Origin of the sequence: Vibrio rumoiensis (genome assembly GCF_002218045.2) — a bacterium.
GTDB classification, from domain to species: domain Bacteria; phylum Pseudomonadota; class Gammaproteobacteria; order Enterobacterales; family Vibrionaceae; genus Vibrio; species Vibrio rumoiensis.
Map to the genome: position 1 here is coordinate 1,906,087 of NZ_AP018685.1, position 15,480 is coordinate 1,921,566.

Annotated in this window: 17 protein-coding genes and 1 pseudogene; 11 read left to right on the top strand and 7 right to left on the bottom strand. The window is 41.8% G+C overall.

Annotated features, from left to right (window positions below; genetic code table 11):
• Positions 1-6 precede the first annotated feature (6 nt).
• The 3 genes from dapE to VRUMOI_RS08750 are packed head-to-tail and all read left to right on the top strand — an operon-like array spanning position 7 to position 2,099.
• Entirely contained in the window at positions 7-1,146 is a 1,140-nt protein-coding gene (gene dapE / locus VRUMOI_RS08740) for a succinyl-diaminopimelate desuccinylase (RefSeq protein ID WP_089140097.1), read from the top strand.
• Positions 1,147-1,151: 5 nt separating this feature from the next.
• Positions 1,152-1,838, top strand: coding sequence for a M15 family metallopeptidase (locus VRUMOI_RS08745; protein ID WP_089140096.1), 687 nt, complete (start codon positions 1,152-1,154; stop codon positions 1,836-1,838).
• A gap of 24 nt (positions 1,839-1,862) precedes the next feature.
• The gene (locus tag VRUMOI_RS08750) at positions 1,863-2,099 is read left to right on the top strand and encodes a DUF2897 domain-containing protein (RefSeq protein WP_089140095.1); all 237 of its coding nucleotides are present in this window, start codon (positions 1,863-1,865) and stop codon (positions 2,097-2,099) included.
• 75 nt (positions 2,100-2,174) lie between these two features.
• On the opposite strand, the gene VRUMOI_RS19680 is transcribed toward VRUMOI_RS08750, so the two are convergent.
• The 4 genes and pseudogenes from VRUMOI_RS19680 to dapA all read right to left on the bottom strand — a co-directional run bounded on the left by VRUMOI_RS19680 (position 2,175) and on the right by dapA (position 6,043).
• Positions 2,175-2,603, bottom strand: a complete 429-nt coding sequence (locus tag VRUMOI_RS19680) for a group II intron maturase-specific domain-containing protein (protein ID WP_331813021.1) — start codon at positions 2,601-2,603, stop codon at positions 2,175-2,177.
• 108 nt (positions 2,604-2,711) lie between these two features.
• A pseudogene (locus tag VRUMOI_RS19685) lies at positions 2,712-3,213 on the bottom strand (reverse transcriptase domain-containing protein); the annotation flags it as partial.
• An 869-nt stretch (positions 3,214-4,082) separates the two neighbouring features.
• Positions 4,083-5,111, bottom strand: a complete 1,029-nt coding sequence (bamC, locus tag VRUMOI_RS08760) for an outer membrane protein assembly factor BamC (RefSeq protein ID WP_089140620.1) — start codon at positions 5,109-5,111, stop codon at positions 4,083-4,085.
• Between the two features lie 53 nt (positions 5,112-5,164).
• Positions 5,165-6,043, bottom strand: a complete 879-nt coding sequence (gene dapA, locus VRUMOI_RS08765) for a 4-hydroxy-tetrahydrodipicolinate synthase (RefSeq protein ID WP_089140619.1) — start codon at positions 6,041-6,043, stop codon at positions 5,165-5,167.
• Between the two features lie 495 nt (positions 6,044-6,538).
• On the opposite strand from dapA, the gene VRUMOI_RS08770 reads away from it, so the two are divergent.
• Together VRUMOI_RS08770 and bcp are read left to right on the top strand one after the other, a co-directional pair.
• Positions 6,539-7,087 (top strand): glycine cleavage system protein R, encoded by a 549-nt coding sequence (locus VRUMOI_RS08770; protein WP_089140618.1) that lies wholly within the window; start codon positions 6,539-6,541, stop codon positions 7,085-7,087.
• A 61-nt stretch (positions 7,088-7,148) separates the two neighbouring features.
• The gene (bcp, locus tag VRUMOI_RS08775; RefSeq protein WP_089140617.1) at positions 7,149-7,619 is read left to right on the top strand and encodes a thioredoxin-dependent thiol peroxidase; all 471 of its coding nucleotides are present in this window, start codon (positions 7,149-7,151) and stop codon (positions 7,617-7,619) included.
• Between the two features lie 115 nt (positions 7,620-7,734).
• On the opposite strand, the gene VRUMOI_RS08780 is transcribed toward bcp, so the two are convergent.
• Both VRUMOI_RS08780 and VRUMOI_RS08785 read right to left on the bottom strand, forming a co-directional pair.
• Positions 7,735-8,811, bottom strand: a complete 1,077-nt coding sequence (locus VRUMOI_RS08780; protein ID WP_089140616.1) for an AI-2E family transporter — start codon at positions 8,809-8,811, stop codon at positions 7,735-7,737.
• A 6-nt stretch (positions 8,812-8,817) separates the two neighbouring features.
• On the bottom strand, positions 8,818-9,042 hold the full coding sequence (locus tag VRUMOI_RS08785; protein WP_089140615.1) for a sulfurtransferase TusA family protein: 225 nt from the start codon (positions 9,040-9,042) through the stop codon (positions 8,818-8,820).
• 233 nt (positions 9,043-9,275) lie between these two features.
• Here VRUMOI_RS08785 and bepA point away from each other — a divergent pair, with 233 nt between their 5' ends.
• From bepA to VRUMOI_RS08805, 4 genes are read left to right on the top strand one after another with little or no spacing between them, the layout of a single operon-like run.
• Positions 9,276-10,727: a beta-barrel assembly-enhancing protease gene (bepA, locus tag VRUMOI_RS08790; protein WP_089140614.1), complete on the top strand. Its 1,452-nt coding sequence runs from the start codon at positions 9,276-9,278 to the stop codon at positions 10,725-10,727.
• 25 nt (positions 10,728-10,752) lie between these two features.
• Positions 10,753-11,103: an arsenate reductase (glutaredoxin) gene (gene arsC / locus VRUMOI_RS08795; protein ID WP_089140613.1), complete on the top strand. Its 351-nt coding sequence runs from the start codon at positions 10,753-10,755 to the stop codon at positions 11,101-11,103.
• Positions 11,100-11,717, top strand: a complete 618-nt coding sequence (gene wrbA / locus VRUMOI_RS08800) for an NAD(P)H:quinone oxidoreductase (RefSeq protein WP_089140612.1) — start codon at positions 11,100-11,102, stop codon at positions 11,715-11,717. The genes arsC and wrbA overlap by 4 nt, the downstream gene beginning before the upstream one ends.
• 12 nt (positions 11,718-11,729) lie before the next feature.
• Positions 11,730-12,164, top strand: a complete 435-nt coding sequence (locus VRUMOI_RS08805; RefSeq protein WP_089140611.1) for a DUF2069 domain-containing protein — start codon at positions 11,730-11,732, stop codon at positions 12,162-12,164.
• Between the two features lie 11 nt (positions 12,165-12,175).
• Here VRUMOI_RS08805 and VRUMOI_RS08810 read toward each other — a convergent pair whose 3' ends face one another.
• Positions 12,176-13,090, bottom strand: coding sequence for a LysR family transcriptional regulator (locus tag VRUMOI_RS08810; protein ID WP_089140610.1), 915 nt, complete (start codon positions 13,088-13,090; stop codon positions 12,176-12,178).
• A gap of 111 nt (positions 13,091-13,201) precedes the next feature.
• Here VRUMOI_RS08810 and VRUMOI_RS08815 point away from each other — a divergent pair, with 111 nt between their 5' ends.
• Together VRUMOI_RS08815 and VRUMOI_RS08820 are read left to right on the top strand one after the other, a co-directional pair.
• The gene (locus VRUMOI_RS08815) at positions 13,202-14,212 is read left to right on the top strand and encodes an NADP-dependent oxidoreductase (protein ID WP_089140609.1); all 1,011 of its coding nucleotides are present in this window, start codon (positions 13,202-13,204) and stop codon (positions 14,210-14,212) included.
• A gap of 99 nt (positions 14,213-14,311) precedes the next feature.
• Positions 14,312-15,460: an iron-containing alcohol dehydrogenase gene (locus VRUMOI_RS08820; protein ID WP_089140608.1), complete on the top strand. Its 1,149-nt coding sequence runs from the start codon at positions 14,312-14,314 to the stop codon at positions 15,458-15,460.
• Positions 15,461-15,480: the final 20 nt, after the last annotated feature.

Below are 15,480 nucleotides of genomic sequence, written 5' to 3' on the forward strand. Positions count from 1 at the left end.
ACAAGGATGTCAGACAGTCCCGTACTCACTCTTGCGCAAGATTTATTAAAGCGCCAATCGGTAACGCCAGAAGATGCGGGTTGCCAAGATTTAATGATTGAACGTTTAAAAGCACTTGGATTTGAAATCGAAGTAATGGTGTTTGAAGATACCACTAACTTTTGGGCTCGACGCGGCTCTAACGCCCCATTATTTGCTTTTGCAGGGCATACTGACGTTGTCCCATCTGGTCCATTAGAACAATGGCACACTCCTCCATTTGAACCGACGATCATTGATGGTTACTTGCACGCTAGGGGTGCGGCGGATATGAAAGGTTCACTGGCTTGTATGATTGTCGCAGTCGAGCGTTTCCTTGCTGAGCATCCCAATCACCAAGGCTCAATTGCATTTCTGATTACTTCAGACGAAGAAGGCCCTTTCATCAACGGTACAACTCGTGTCGTTGATACTTTAATGGCAAGAAATGAAATTATTGATATGTGTATTGTTGGTGAACCTTCCAGTACGACTCATGTTGGTGATGTAATCAAAAATGGCCGTCGAGGTTCCATTACTGGAGACCTAACGATTATAGGTACCCAGGGGCATGTCGCTTATCCACATTTAGCGAATAACCCAGTACACCAAGCACTGCCAGCACTGGCTGAGCTTGCGGCAACCACTTGGGATAACGGTAATGAGTTTTTTCCACCAACTAGTTTTCAAATCCCTAATTTAGCTTCCGGCACTGGCGCATCGAATGTCATTCCTGGTGAGTTTCATGTTCAATTTAATTTCCGTTTCAGTACCGAATTAACGGATGTAGAAATTAAGCGTCGTGTCCATTCTGTGTTGGATGCTCATGGATTGAACTATGATCTCAAATGGACATTAAACGGCCACCCATTCTTAACCGATAAAGGCCCGTTAATTGACGCGGTTGTTGAAGCGGTGAAATCGGTGAACCATCAACCAGCTCAATTACTCACAACAGGTGGCACTTCTGATGGACGCTTCATTGCACAAATGGGAAGTCAAGTTGTGGAACTTGGCCCTGTGAATGCCACTATTCATAAAGTTAACGAATGCGTTAAAATTGCCGATTTAGAAAAGTTAACCGATATGTACCAAAAAACACTCGAAAATTGTCTCACTGAGAAATAATTTGTATGACACACTATTCACTTGAGCAACTCACAGGATTAACTCAAACTCACTTAACCAGTGTTATGGTGGGAACAAAAGAGTTTCTGATCCATCGTGATATAAAAGCGCCATTACTCGCGCTCATTGACAATGCTCAAGTGAATGGCTTTGATTTTTCGATTGCCAGTAGCTTTCGTGACTACTCTCGTCAAGTCATGATATGGAATGCCAAATTCAGTGGTGACAGAAGTATTTTGGACAGTGATAGCCAGCCTCTTGACGGTTCTACACTCACAGAACTCGAGAAGATTCACGCGATCATGCGTTGGTCTGCTTTGCCTGGTGCGAGTCGCCATCATTGGGGTTGTGAGTTAGATGTCTACGCCCACAATCACTTACCTCCAGATACTCAACTACAATTAGAACCATGGGAGTACCAAACTGGTCATCAAAAAGAATTCAACCATTGGCTAACCGAAGCTATGCCTCAGTTTGGCTTTTATCGCCCTTATCAAAAAGATTTAGGTGGTGTGGCGATTGAGCCTTGGCATATTAGTCATATTACAACCGGGCAAACAATGTTAGCCCAGCTGTCGGTAGAGAAACTCAAACAAACTTGGGATAAGCACCCTTTTTTGGGGGTTAAATCAATATCTCAACACGCTGAAAGCTTATATAATCGCTATATCAGCAATATTAGTGTGGCGTAAATAAAACGCAACTAAGTAGGATTTATGGATATAGACTTACTGCTCAACCCTTGGGTTATTAGTATTATCATTATCGTATTTGTGATCGGTAATTTGGCATCAATGAAATATTTAGGTAAATCTCATTTAGTGCGTAAAAACCCAAAAGCAAAATCCGATCTTGATAAGCTGATCGAAATATATAAACAAAAAGATCAAGATGAAGGGAATGAATCCCCTAGTACTAAAAAGAAAGTCGATTCAAGTAAAACTGAAGATTGATGCTTTTAAACCAAGCTTCACTAGGCCAGTCACTAATTAAATCGAGTAGGAGGGGGCCTCACGGCCTCCGTCCTCTCACACCACCGCACAAGCGTGGGTCGCATACGGCGGTTCCGAATACATTTTCAGTATGTCATATCCATCTAGTAACGAATATAACCCCATCTCAGTGAATCTGACATTTGACATGGCATGATTTACTTGAGGTGTACGTGATAACTTCCACCAACCTTTATCTGACATGGCGATTTTCCAAGCATTACGTTCACTCACTCCATTATTTTGAAGCCATGTCGCTATGCTGTATTTTCGCTTACGTTGTTTTAGGCGGTAGCACCGCAGTCGGCGTCTTATCCAACTGTCTAGGTTTGTCATTACTCTTTTCCTCAGTGCTAGTTTGAAGTAATGCTGCCAACCTCTGAGGTATTGAGTTAGCTCCTTGATTATACGAGATAACTCCCTTCCTCTGTTCCGCTTCGTTATTTGTCTAACTCGTCTTTTCATTCGAGTTAGGGCTTCTGGTGAAATTTGAATTTCACCATTGCTCTTGAAACGGTGGCTTAAATAGCGTCTATTTTCTATTCGGGTGGCTGCACTTTTCTCTCGGTTTACCTTGAGTTTTAACTTGCCTTCCAAGTAGGACGTTATTGAGGCTTTTACCCGCTCTGCTGCTGCCTGACTACCGACATAAATTTGGCAGTCGTCTGCATATCGACAAAACTTATGGCCTCTTCTTTCTAGCTCTTTATCAAGCTCATCTAATACAACGTTTGATAGTAGCGGAGACAAGGGACCACCTTGTGGTGTTCCCTTTTGCCTCTTCTCCATTAAACCATTTCGCATCAGGCCAGATTGTAGATATCTTCTAATTAGTTTTAATACCCGTTTATCCTCAATTTGTTTGGATAAACGATGCATGAGCCGATCGTGGTTCACAGTATCAAAGTACTTTTCTAAATCGATATCAACGACAAAGCTTTTCCCTTTTCGAATGTAATAGCTTCCTTGAACAAGTGCATCGTGCACTTCGGTTCGGGCGAAAGCCAAAACTATTTGAAGAAAATGTTGGCTCAAGGATCTCCGTTAGTTTAATCACGATGGCTTGTTGAACCATACGATCGATCACTGTCGGGATCCCAAGCTGTCGAAATCCTCCAGAGGATTTCGGTATCTCTACACCTAGTACGGGTTGTGGTTGGTAACTACCATCTATAATAGATTGTCGCAGTTGCTGACCATTTCCGTTTTGCTTGAGCAGATTAATGGTTGCTTCAATGTTGAGTTTATCGACACCCGCACAACCTTTATTGCTTTTGACTCGGCGTAGTGCTTCGTTCAGATTAGCTGGTTCGCAGATGCTCTCCAGCAATTGAGATGTGTTTACCAAGACTCGTCCTTCTTTCTACGCCAATTTCGCTTGTCACGCTTCGTCACCCTCAGTGCTACTGGCGGTATTACCGATTGGGACGGAGAGATGGTTTTCATCGTTGCTGTGACTCCACTGAATTTGAGTGTCCTGCGACTGCTTCTTGATGTATTCGGTTCAGGCCTTCTTTTAAGCTGTACTAACTTAAAATACTATGCCTTCGGCTGACTTCTTATCACCCTTCACGACGCCTCACGGCGACGTTAGTCTTCTTGAAGACAGGCGGTAAGATCTCCCGAGGTAAGACGTTGCTCTTTCCTTTGGTTATGCTTGATTTACTTGTACACACTTCCCGTCGAGGCATTGGGCTATTCTATCTGTTGCAAGGTTACCCAAGTTGCACAAGCCTACTATCAAGTTTCTGTTCGTCATAACCAAATTTTGCCATTTGCTTCCTTCAGATTTCACCTCACGGTGAACACCCTTGCATAGGCTAACGGTTCTTGCTCGACTAAGCCCGTAGAGGACTTTCACCTCCTAGATCAACGCCATGCTCGGCGCACAACACAAAAAACACCGCCAACAAGGGCGGTGTTTTTTTATTCAATTTAGAAAAATTAAGGTTGTTTACTTATATCAAACAATACCTCTAACGCGGGAATCAAGGCTTGCAAATCCTCAGGAGGAATTGGTTTACCATTGTCATCCGTCACATTGATAGAGGTACGGTTATCTAAGTCACCAACTAATAACGTGTATTTCTTATCTGCTAAAGTCAAAGGTTGAACGCCTAAACTTTGCCACACTTCATCGTCGGGAGCCTTATAAGTCGTATCAATCGTACCTTGAGAGCGATTTTTATCTTCTATATTAAAGCCAATTTGTGGAAGCACACTTTCAAGTCTACTCCACACAAGATCATAAGGTGCTCGAGCAATAATAACCGGTAGGCCACTTCTATCTTTACCCATGGTAACCGGAACTTTATTGATTAACTCTAAAGCACGAATACGAGCTTCTTCTGTCACTTGTTTATCATATTGAGTCGTAATGTAGTTCACCATTGCGCTTGAATAACGATCTTTAATTTCCGGTGTTAACTCAATATCATCATTATTTTCTTTCCATTCCACAAGTGCCACATGGAATCCATAACGGCCAGACATTTCTAAACGATCGACTTTATAGCGCCCAGCGATTGGATATGACTCATCTTCCGCACTCAGGTTAACCCAATCTGTTTCTAGTGAAGTTGGACTATCTGAACGCAGTTTAATGTCTTTTTCATTCACCATGCGATGAATCATATCCCAAACTTTATTCAGTTCATCTTGGCTAATCAACCAAATGGTGACATCACTATCTTGCTTTTCAACTCGCGCACCAGGGATCAACTCTAAAACCTGTTGAGGTGCACGAATGTCGACGTCAGGCCCTAATTTTCCCTTATAATCCCCTTGGGGAATATTGTATTGAGGATAAAACTGCGGCTGAGCATCAGGGAGAGTCACCCATTCCTGATCCAAAGAAGTGTCTAAATAAGCAAAATCATCTTTAGCTTGTCGACGTTGTTCCGGATCCCCAGCACACGCTGACAATACCAATACCGCTAGTGAACTGATCACTAACTGGTGAGAGAATTTCATGTTGATACAACTCCTGAAAATAGATCTAAAGCCGTACGCTTCAGATCTATTTTTTATTGAATACCAGCGTCTTTAAGTGCTTGAGTCACTATCTCTTGGCCAGATTCTGTTAACTCTGTTAGTGGCAAGCGTAAATAACCTTCAGCAATCAAACCAAGCTTATGTGCTGCCCATTTTACTGGGATAGGGCTAGATTCAATAAATAAATTTTTATGTAATGGCATCAGCTTTTGATTAATTGCATCCGCTTCATCTAACTGGCCTTCTGCAGCAAGTTTAAACATTTTCGCCATTTCCGCCGCAGCGATGTTGTTGGTTACCGAAATAACACCATTACCACCACGTTTAACAAAATCTAAGCCTGTGGCATCGTCACCACTTAGTAAGATGAATTCTTCGCCACAAAGTTCACGAAATTTATCCACTCGAGATAAATCACCAGTTGCATCTTTAATCCCAACGATTTTATCTAATTGAGATAAACGACCAACGGTCTCTGGCAACAGATCAACGCCTGTACGCCCCGGAACATTATAAAGAATAACGGGTACTTCGCTAACCGCAGCAATCGCTTTATAATGTTGGTATAAACCTTCTTGGGTCGGCTTATTATAATACGGTGTCACACTTAAACACCCTGCAACACCAGAATCATTTAGCAAACGACTGAATGTCACCGCTTCATGAGTGGCATTAGCACCTGTACCAGCAATAATAGGGATCCTTCCTGCTGCAAACTCCACCGTTTTATTCACAACTTTGACATGTTCTTCAACGGTTAACGTCGCTGACTCGCCAGTTGTTCCAACCGCAACGATACCGCTTGAACCTGATTCAATATGGTATTCCACTAGTTTTTTAAGGCTATCATAATCGACTTCATCGAGATGATTAAAAGGCGTAACTAGTGCAACTATGCTTCCTGAGAACATGCTTCTCTCCTTATGAAATTCGATATACCCAAGTGACTTCAAGATACACAATTCAGAGCTATCCCCCAAACCTTTAGGCAAGGAAGATTAGCGAAGGAATAGCACCTTTCACACCAATCTGACGCTGCCTGTCTCTTATAAAAAAGAAGAGGTTTGGATGAAGCTCCCGAAGGACAAGTTAAAACCAACTTTATACTCCGTTAAATTGAACAGAAATAGAATCACTATGATCATGTTCAGTTTTCCTTGTCTAAAGCTGATTTTATTCTTGCTGAAACTCGTATCTTGAAGTCACTTGGGTGTAACATGTTACTTTAACAAGCTCAATAAAGACAAGGGGCCACCTTCCCTTTCTCAACATTTAAAACGAAATAATGACATTCGTTTACTTTCTCTATATAAAGCTCTAGATTTTATCCCTACAACATATACTTAAGTCGCCTAGTTTTATCTATGATAAGATAATCCCATTATTTCAATTTGGACGTTGAGATTATGATTCATCATCTAGTAATTACCGCTGTTGGTTCAGATAGACCTGGAATTTGCAATCGCTTAACCCAAGTCGTTACCCATTCAGGTGGAAACATCGTCGATAGCCGTATCGCATTATTTGGTAAAGAATTTACTCTAATCATGTTGGTATCAGGTGAAACCAACGCGATTACTCGTATAGAAACCTTACTCCCTTCAATGAGCGCAGAGCACGACCTTATGGTGGTGATGAAACGAACGGCGCCGCACCAACCACCGCAATATACTTATAGAGTTGAATGTACTATTAACTCTGAAGACCGAATGGGCTTAACCGAAGCTTTTACTCAATTTTTCTCTAATCATCAGATTAATATTTCAGAATTAAGTGCTCAAACCCAAAAAGCAGCGACGAACCAACACAATGAGCACACTGATCAGTTTCATATCTTTATTTCAGGGTTAACAGAACTTGACATCGATACGGACAAACTAAAGCAAGCATTTGAGCGATTATGTCAAACACTCTCTGTTATTGGTGACTTACAGATTCACGCTAAAGTTGATTGAACCGTATCACTCAACGATAACTTCAGCTTAGATCCCGAAACACAGCAAAAAAGGATGACACATGCAAACATTAACGGCTGGAACTCCCGCGCCTAACTTCTCTTTACTTGATCAAGATGGCAACAGCGTTTCTTTAGGTGATTTCAAAGGTAAAAAAGTCTTATTTTACTTTTACCCAAAAGCGATGACGCCAGGTTGTACTGTTCAAGCTCAAGGACTGCGTGATATTCAAAAAGAACTGACTGATAAAAACGTTGTTGTACTTGGTGTCAGTATTGATCCTGTAAAACGTTTAGGTAAGTTCATTGAAAGAGACAACTTAAACTTTACCTTACTCTCAGATGAGGATCACTCGGTCGCGGAACAATTTGGCGTGTGGGGCGAGAAAAAGTTTATGGGTAAAGTGTACGATGGTTTGCATCGTATTAGCTTTTTAATTGATGAAAATGGCATGATTGAACATGTCTTTAATAAATTTAAGACCAAAGACCACCATGAAGTGGTTCTTAGTTATTTAAATGACAACGCTTAACCCACTAAAGAGTTAAAAATATACCAAACAATAATGCCCAGGTTTCATGATGAACGCTGGGCATTATCTTAACAACAGTGAAATAAAATAATCACTCCGTTCAATTAAATATTCACTATTTAGACTCGGTTATCGATACTTCATCATTATTACTTGGCAGGGCATTCCAAACCGCTTTGACTAAAGTGGCTAATGGAATAGCAAAAAATACGCCCCAAAAGCCCCACAAACCGCCAAACACTAATACTGCAACGATAATCGCAACAGGGTGCAAATTAACCGCTTCAGAAAATAATACTGGCACTAACACATTACCATCCAGCATTTGTACAATGCCGTAAGCGATAACTAGCCAATAAAACTGAGGAACCAATCCCCACTGGAACAATGCTACTAGTACGACAGGGACCGTCACAGCCACCGCACCAATATAAGGAATCAATACCGAAAAACCGACTGCAACAGCAAGTAATACCGGATAGCGTAATCCAAAGACCAAAAATACGATGTAAGTTGCCACTCCCACAATCACAATCTCAACCACTTTACCGCGAATATAATTCGAGATTTGACTGTGCATCTCATCCCAAACTTTAGTCGCTAGGCGGCGATTTTGTGGCATGATCCCACTCAAGGTTGTCATTAACTCTGATTTATCTTTTAGTAAAAAGAAAATCAATAATGGCACTAGAACCAAATAAACTCCAAGAGTAGCAAGGCTCAATAGTGAAGACATGGAGCCTCGTAAAATGGCATCCCCCATACCAAGCACTTTGGTTTGTGCGTTATGCATAATCACCTCGATAATCTGCACATCGGCTAAATCAGGGTATCGTTGTGGCAAACTCGCAATATAACTTTGGAAAGTGTTGTACATGCTTGGCATATCATTTAACAAACTTGCGATTTGCTTCCAGATGGTGGGTACTAAGCCAAAGAATGCTAATAACATCAAACCAATAAAGGCACTAACAACCAGTAAGACACTCGCTAAACGAGGAAGGCCTATTCTTGAAAGGTGGATAACTGGCCATTCTAATAAATAAGCCAAAACAATCGCAACGAGGAGTGGTGCAATTAAGTGACCAAAAAAGTAAATGGTAATAAAGCCAAAAAATAAAATCGCAACTAAGCTCACAGCATGTGGGTCAGAAAATTTTCTTTTATACCAACGAGCTATCATTTCAAACATTCAATCTTATTCCTTTTTTGTGACTAACAAAGTACATTCATCATCATGATACTGAACTTTGATGGAGTAGGGATTTTGGTTAAAATATCGGATCATATCGTTAATTGAAGCATGATCATTCGACAATATGGTCAATGATTGATGGTTTAATAATTCGGCACCTCGTCTTTTGGCCAATAATAATGCCATCGGACAACGATAAGAACGTAAATCAAGACACTCTACTTTCATTTACCCATTCAATCTTTATGATAGAGTTACTAATACTCAGCGAGTATATACCCAAGCAACTTCAAGATGCGAGTTTCCGTAAGAATAAAATTTTTGGGTATAAATACTTTGCATAAAAAGAAACCAAGCAAGTGATTTAAGGTCTTATTCTCTGACAAATATGTTACTGAATATAATAAATACGCTGGGTTTACCTTTATAACGTGAATCAATTATGGATGTTGCTTAACGATATGCGCCAATTTTTTCGCACTACCGCATGCTTATGTCTTTCGACGTTATTATGCGTACAACCTATCGCCTATGCACAACAAGATCTACCGGATATAGGTACGACAGCAGCGGGCACATTGACCATTGCTCAAGAATTAGAGTATGGCGACGCGTATATGCGCATTTTACGCAGCAGTAGCCCAATTATCAGCGATCCGGTTATGGATGAATACATCACCGGATTGGGCCACCAGCTCGTTGCTAACGCCAATGATGTCAAAACACCATTTCACTTCCACCTAATTCGTGACCGCAGTGTTAACGCCTTTGCTTTTTTCGGCGGGTATGTTGTCGCGAATACAGGGCTATTTTTGCATGCTAACAATGAAAGTGAACTGGCCTCTGTTTTTGCTCATGAAATTTCACATATTACCCAGCGACACCTTGCTCGACATATGGAAGATCAAGCTCGACGCACCCCTTTAACTATTGCGGCATTAGTAGGCTCATTATTATTAGCGATAGCATCGCCTGAAGCTGGCATTGCCGCCGTGAATGCAACTACCGCAGGCTCAATGCAAGCAAGCATTAACTACACTCGTTCTAATGAACAAGAAGCCGACCGTTTTGGTATTGCGACTTTAGCAAGAGCCGGTTTTGATCCGGAAGGTATGCCTAATTTTTTTGGTCATTTAGCCGATCAATATCGTTATTCAAGCACGCCCCCACCGATGCTGCTCAGTCACCCTTTACCTAAGTCACGCTTAACTGAAGCACGAGATCGCGCTGGTCGTTATCCAAAAGTAAATCCATCAGTATCGTTAAATTTCCATCTGGCTCAAGCTCGTGTTATTGCTCGCTATGCTGACATCGATTTTTCACAATCCCTCAGTTGGTTTGAACGTCGATTGAAAAAAGCCACTCCTATGCTAAAACCCACTTTAGAATATGGTAAAGCATTGGTTTATATGGATAATGGGAAACTTGACCAAGCAGAAACGATCCTAACTCGCTTATTATCCAACGACCCATACAATAACTTTTATCTCGATGCTGCGGCCGATTTATACATTCATAAAAAGCAATATGACACGGCTTTAACCTTGTTACAAAAAGGCTTAGAAAGAAAACCGGGCAACCAAGTATTAACGGTAAACTATGCCAACGTGTTAATTGAAGCGAACCGCAACAAAGAAGCCATTAATATCTTACAAAGATACACCCATGCAAATCCGGATCAAACCGTCGGCTGGTCACTACTAGCCGATGCTAATGGCCATCTTGCTAATGAAGCCGAACAGTTAGCAGCCCAAGCTGAATTATTTGCGCTAAGAGCGAATTGGAATAAGGCAATTAGTAACTACACCAGAGCGAGCCAACTTGCCAAACTGGGTAGTTTAGAGCAAGCGAGATACGATGCCCGTATCGACCAGCTACGCCTTGAACAGCAGCGCTTTGCTGCTCTAAAATAATCATAGATAATAATAAGGAAATACCATGTCAGTCGTTATTTATCACAACCCTCGCTGCTCAAAAAGCCGTCAAACATTAGAGCTATTAACCGACAAAGGCATCGAGCCTCAAGTGGTTAAATACCTAGAAGAAACACCCGATGCGGATACGCTTAAAACCTTATTTAAACAATTAGGTTTATCGAATGTTCGAGAGATGATGCGTACTAAAGAAGATATCTATCAATCGTTAAATTTATCGGATAATAACTTAACCGAAGACGATTTATTCCAAGCAATGGTTGAAAACCCAAAACTCATTGAGCGCCCTATCGTCGTAGCCAATGGCCAAGCTCGACATGGTCGCCCACCAGAACAAGTCCTTGAAATCCTATGATTCAATCTAGTCTAACGCCTAGTACGATTACGATTATTGTGTTGTACCATAGTCGACATGGTACAACGCAACAACTCGCCCGTCATATTGCTCGCGGAATTGAATCGGTAGAACACTGCCAAGCCTCACTTCGCACAGTCGCAGACATCAACCCAGATGACGCTCACCCTACAGCGGATCCAATCATCGAAATAAAAGAATTGAAGCTATGTGATGGATTAGCGATTGGTAGCCCTGTTTGGTTTGGCAATATGAGTGCGGCAATGAAACACTTTTGGGATCAAACCACCTCTCTCTGGATCAGTGGCGATCTTATAGATAAGCCTGCTTGCGTTTTTACCTCTTCTTCATCACCTCATGGCGGTCAAGAAACCACCCAGCAATCGATGATGCTACCCTTACTCCATCACGGCATGATGATAATGGGCCTCCCCTATTCGGAACCCAATCTGCACACTAGCTTTAAAGGCGGAACGCCCTATGGTGCAAGTTCAATATCAAAGCAAGGGCATAGCGGGTTAGATAAACAAGTGACTGAACTAGCATTTGCACAAGGCCAACGTTTAGCAAAAGCGGCTTTAGCCTTATCATCGATCAATAACTCATTTCCTTAAGAAACGGATTTTATGACACAATCTTCAGTAACCTCGCCTTTATTCACCCGATACCTTGCCTTATTAAGCTACTTTGGTTTGCTTTTTTGGGTGCTGGCATGGCATGGGCTCATCTCACCTCATCCAGACTTAAACCCATTAGCTGTCACCATAGGTTGGTGTATTCCTCTGCTGTTACCTTTTGTTGGCATTATGAAGGGTAAACCTTATACCCATGCTTGGGCGAATTTCATTTTGATGTTTTATTTTTTGCATTCGCTCACCATCTTATACATCGATAATGGTGAACGTTTGCTGGCAGCCATCGAACTGATCCTCACCAGTATCAATTTTGTTGGTAATATTCTTTATGCACGCCACAAGGGCAAAGCATTAGGGCTCAAACTCACTCGACTTTCAGAAGTAGAGAAACAAGAAAAAGCCAAGTTTGAAGGCACTCATAAATAACTTATTTCTCATTATTGAATAAACGCTTGAGCCATTACTTTTTGAACTTCAGTTCTCAGCCAACGGTGTGCAAGGTTATTATGTTGCCTTGCATGCCACACCATATGATATTGATAGGCCGGAGTATCCACGGGCGTATCCATCACCACAACATCTAAATGTTCCGCCATTTTTCGAGCTAAACATCCAGGTAACGTCAACAATAAATCACTCTGCTCTATTGCATAGGGCGCGGCAGTAAAATGTGGCATTCTCAACACAACATTACGCTTACGGCCAATTTTTGCTAACGCTAAGTCAATCGTCCCCGCTCGATCACCGCCCATCGTAATTAAAGCATGAGCACTGTGACAATAAGCATCTAACGTTAAAGGTTGATTCGCTAAAGGATGATCTTTTCTCATCATGGTAACTAAACGATCCGGACCAAGCGCTTGAGCGTAAATATCAGCTTGTGGTTTTTGCACATCACTACTAAAACTTAAATCGGCCTCGCCAAGCGATAATTTTTCCATCATATCTGGCTGACGGTTTAAACAAGTCAATGATACTCCTGGCGCTTGCTCAAACAAGGTTTTATAAACCGGGGGCATAAAGACTTGCGAGAAAAAATCACTCATCATTAAAGTAAAATGCGTATTGGCCTGTTTTGGGTCAAATGCAGCAGGATTCAATAAGGTTTCTGCATGCTGCAATAAACAATCTAATGATGTCGACATTTCAATTGTGCGCTCAGTCGGCAGTAATCCGCCCTTTGTTCTAACAAAAAGTGGATCGCCAAATTGATGACGCAAACGTTGTAAGGTGCGACTCATAGCAGACTGAGTAATGTTGAGTTGTAAAGCCGCTTTGGTGACACTTTTGGTTCGTATCAACGCTTGTAGTGCGACCAACAAATTGAGGTCGACTTGGTTTAACTTATTCATAATATGACTTTAACTCATTTTGGTAATTATCAATATGCATTAGGAATATATTACGTTTCTCGCTATTCTAACAACATAAAATTTCAGCCAATCAATTTGATAGAGGTTCCAATGCATATTCAAAGTAAAGGTTACGCCTTGAAACAGCGCCCAGCAGGCATGCCAACTCAAGAGTGTTTTGAATTACAAACTGAAATCATCAGCGAAATTTCTGACGGTCAATTCATCATCAAAAACCTTTGGTTATCGGTTGATCCGTACATGCGTGGCCGAATGACTGATGCTGACAGCTATGTGCCGCCTTTCCAACTTGGCGAATTAATGCAAGGTTCTGCGATTGGTGAAGTGATTGCATCTAAACACCCAGATTTTCAGGTAGGTGATAAAGTCAACAGTATGTTGGGTTGGCGTGAATACGCTGTCTCAACTGGAGAGATGGTACAAAAACTGCCACAAACCACACTTCCCGATCAAAGCTTTCTTGGTGTTGCTGGCATGCCAGGTTTAACCGCTTGGGTTGGCCTAAATATCATTGGTGAGCTAAAAGAAGGTGAAACCGTATTAGTTTCTGCCGCTTCTGGCGCCGTAGGGAGCCTTGTCTGCCAATTTGCTAAGCTAAAAGGCTGTCGTGTTATTGGAAGTGCAGGCAGCAATGAAAAAGTAGAGTGGTTAAAATCACTTGGCGTCGATGGCGTCATCAACTACAAAGATTATTCTAATGCTGCTGAACTTGAAGCGGCGCTGGCAAAGTATTGTCCTGAAGGCGTAGATGTGTGCTACGAAAACGTCGGCGGCGATCACTTAGAAGCCGCATTAAACTTATTAAATCGTTATGGCCGCATGAGTGTTTGCGGAATGATTGATTTATATAACCTAGAAGATGCTAAAGCAGGTCCTAATAATCTGGCGAATATCGTCAAAAAGAGCTTACGCATTCAAGGTTTCATCGTGTCTGATCATTGGGAACATTACCCAAGCTACGTTGCCCAATTAACTCAATGGGTTGAGCAAGGAAAAATCAGCTGGAAAGAAACCACGCGCCAAGGAATCGAAGCCGCCCCAGATGCTTTCCTTGGGTTATTCAAAGGTGAGAACATCGGTAAGATGCTGATCCAGCTATAATGTATTTTCAGCATCACCCCGTATCCAGCATTCTACACGTTATACAAATTCAATAACGTCGCTTTCAAGCAAAAGCGACGATTTACTCGGGAGCAATAAATGAACAATTTCAGCTATCAAAATACGACTCAAATTCATTTTGGACAAGGTCAGATTGCAGCAATCACCAATAGCATTCCTAAAGACAAAAAAATTCTTGTCACCTACGGTGGTGGTTCAATCAAAAACAATGGTGTGTATGACCAAGTTGTCACGGCACTTAAAGATCATACTTGGGACGAATTTTCTGGTATCGAACCAAACCCACAATACGACACATTGATGAAAGCGGTTGAAAAAATTCGTGCAGAAGGTTTTGATTACCTACTTGCCGTTGGTGGTGGTTCAGTGGTTGATGGTACTAAGTTCATTTCAGCCGCAGTTGGTTTTGAAGGTGATACTTGGGATATCCTGACAAAAGGAGCAGAAATCTCGAGTGCTTTGCCACTAGGTTGTATTTTAACGCTACCTGCAACTGGCTCTGAAACGAATATCGGCGCAGTAGTCACGCGTGGCAAAGACAAACTAGCCTTTATGAATCCGCTGGTTCGCCCCCAATTTGCGGTATTGGACCCACAAACGACATTAAGCCTATCAGAACGTCAAACGTCTAACGGTGTGGTTGATGCGTTTGTTCATGTCATGGAGCAATACTTAACTTATCCCGTTAACGCTAAAATCCAAGATCGTTTCGCTGAAGGTATCTTGCTTACCCTTATCGAAGAAGGTCCAAAACTGATCGATAACCTACAAGATATTGAAGCACGTACTAACGTGATGTGGGCAGCAACTCAAGCATTAAGTGGCTTAATTGGTGTCGGTGTGCCTCAAGACTGGGCAACCCACATGATTGGACATGAGCTGACGGGTAACTTCGGCGTAGATCATGGCCGTAGCTTAACCATTGTATTACCTGCAGTTATGAATGTATGTCGTGAAGAGAAGAAAGCAAAATTACTTCAATATGCAGAGCGTATCTGGAATATCACCGAAGGCTCTGATGATGCTCGTATTGATGCAGCCATCGAGAAAACCAAACAATTCTTTAGCCAGATGAAAACACCGGTATCACTGAGCGAAATCGATCTTGCTCAAGCGGATGTTGATACTGCAATGACAAGCTTAGAAGCGCATGGCATGACCAAATTAGGTGAACATGGAACGCTTGATATCGCACGTTCACGTAAAGTGCTAGAAACCGCTCTTTAATGTTGTCTCAACAACCATAA

Coding starts and splice junctions, on each gene's coding strand:
- VRUMOI_RS08745 (WP_089140096.1), top strand. CDS start 1,152: ATGACACACTATTCACTTGAGCAACTCACAGGATTAACTCAAACTCAC.
- VRUMOI_RS08780 (WP_089140616.1), bottom strand. CDS start 8,811: ATGTTTGAAATGATAGCTCGTTGGTATAAAAGAAAATTTTCTGACCCA.
- bamC (WP_089140620.1), bottom strand. CDS start 5,111: ATGAAATTCTCTCACCAGTTAGTGATCAGTTCACTAGCGGTATTGGTA.
- bepA (WP_089140614.1), top strand. CDS start 9,276: ATGCGCCAATTTTTTCGCACTACCGCATGCTTATGTCTTTCGACGTTA.
- VRUMOI_RS08810 (WP_089140610.1), bottom strand. CDS start 13,090: ATGAATAAGTTAAACCAAGTCGACCTCAATTTGTTGGTCGCACTACAA.
- dapA (WP_089140619.1), bottom strand. CDS start 6,043: ATGTTCTCAGGAAGCATAGTTGCACTAGTTACGCCTTTTAATCATCTC.
- VRUMOI_RS08805 (WP_089140611.1), top strand. CDS start 11,730: ATGACACAATCTTCAGTAACCTCGCCTTTATTCACCCGATACCTTGCC.
- VRUMOI_RS08815 (WP_089140609.1), top strand. CDS start 13,202: ATGCATATTCAAAGTAAAGGTTACGCCTTGAAACAGCGCCCAGCAGGC.
- bcp (WP_089140617.1), top strand. CDS start 7,149: ATGCAAACATTAACGGCTGGAACTCCCGCGCCTAACTTCTCTTTACTT.
- dapE (WP_089140097.1), top strand. CDS start 7: ATGTCAGACAGTCCCGTACTCACTCTTGCGCAAGATTTATTAAAGCGC.
- VRUMOI_RS08820 (WP_089140608.1), top strand. CDS start 14,312: ATGAACAATTTCAGCTATCAAAATACGACTCAAATTCATTTTGGACAA.
- arsC (WP_089140613.1), top strand. CDS start 10,753: ATGTCAGTCGTTATTTATCACAACCCTCGCTGCTCAAAAAGCCGTCAA.
- VRUMOI_RS08785 (WP_089140615.1), bottom strand. CDS start 9,042: ATGAAAGTAGAGTGTCTTGATTTACGTTCTTATCGTTGTCCGATGGCA.
- VRUMOI_RS08750 (WP_089140095.1), top strand. CDS start 1,863: ATGGATATAGACTTACTGCTCAACCCTTGGGTTATTAGTATTATCATT.
- VRUMOI_RS08770 (WP_089140618.1), top strand. CDS start 6,539: ATGATTCATCATCTAGTAATTACCGCTGTTGGTTCAGATAGACCTGGA.
- VRUMOI_RS19680 (WP_331813021.1), bottom strand. CDS start 2,603: ATGAAAAGACGAGTTAGACAAATAACGAAGCGGAACAGAGGAAGGGAG.
- wrbA (WP_089140612.1), top strand. CDS start 11,100: ATGATTCAATCTAGTCTAACGCCTAGTACGATTACGATTATTGTGTTG.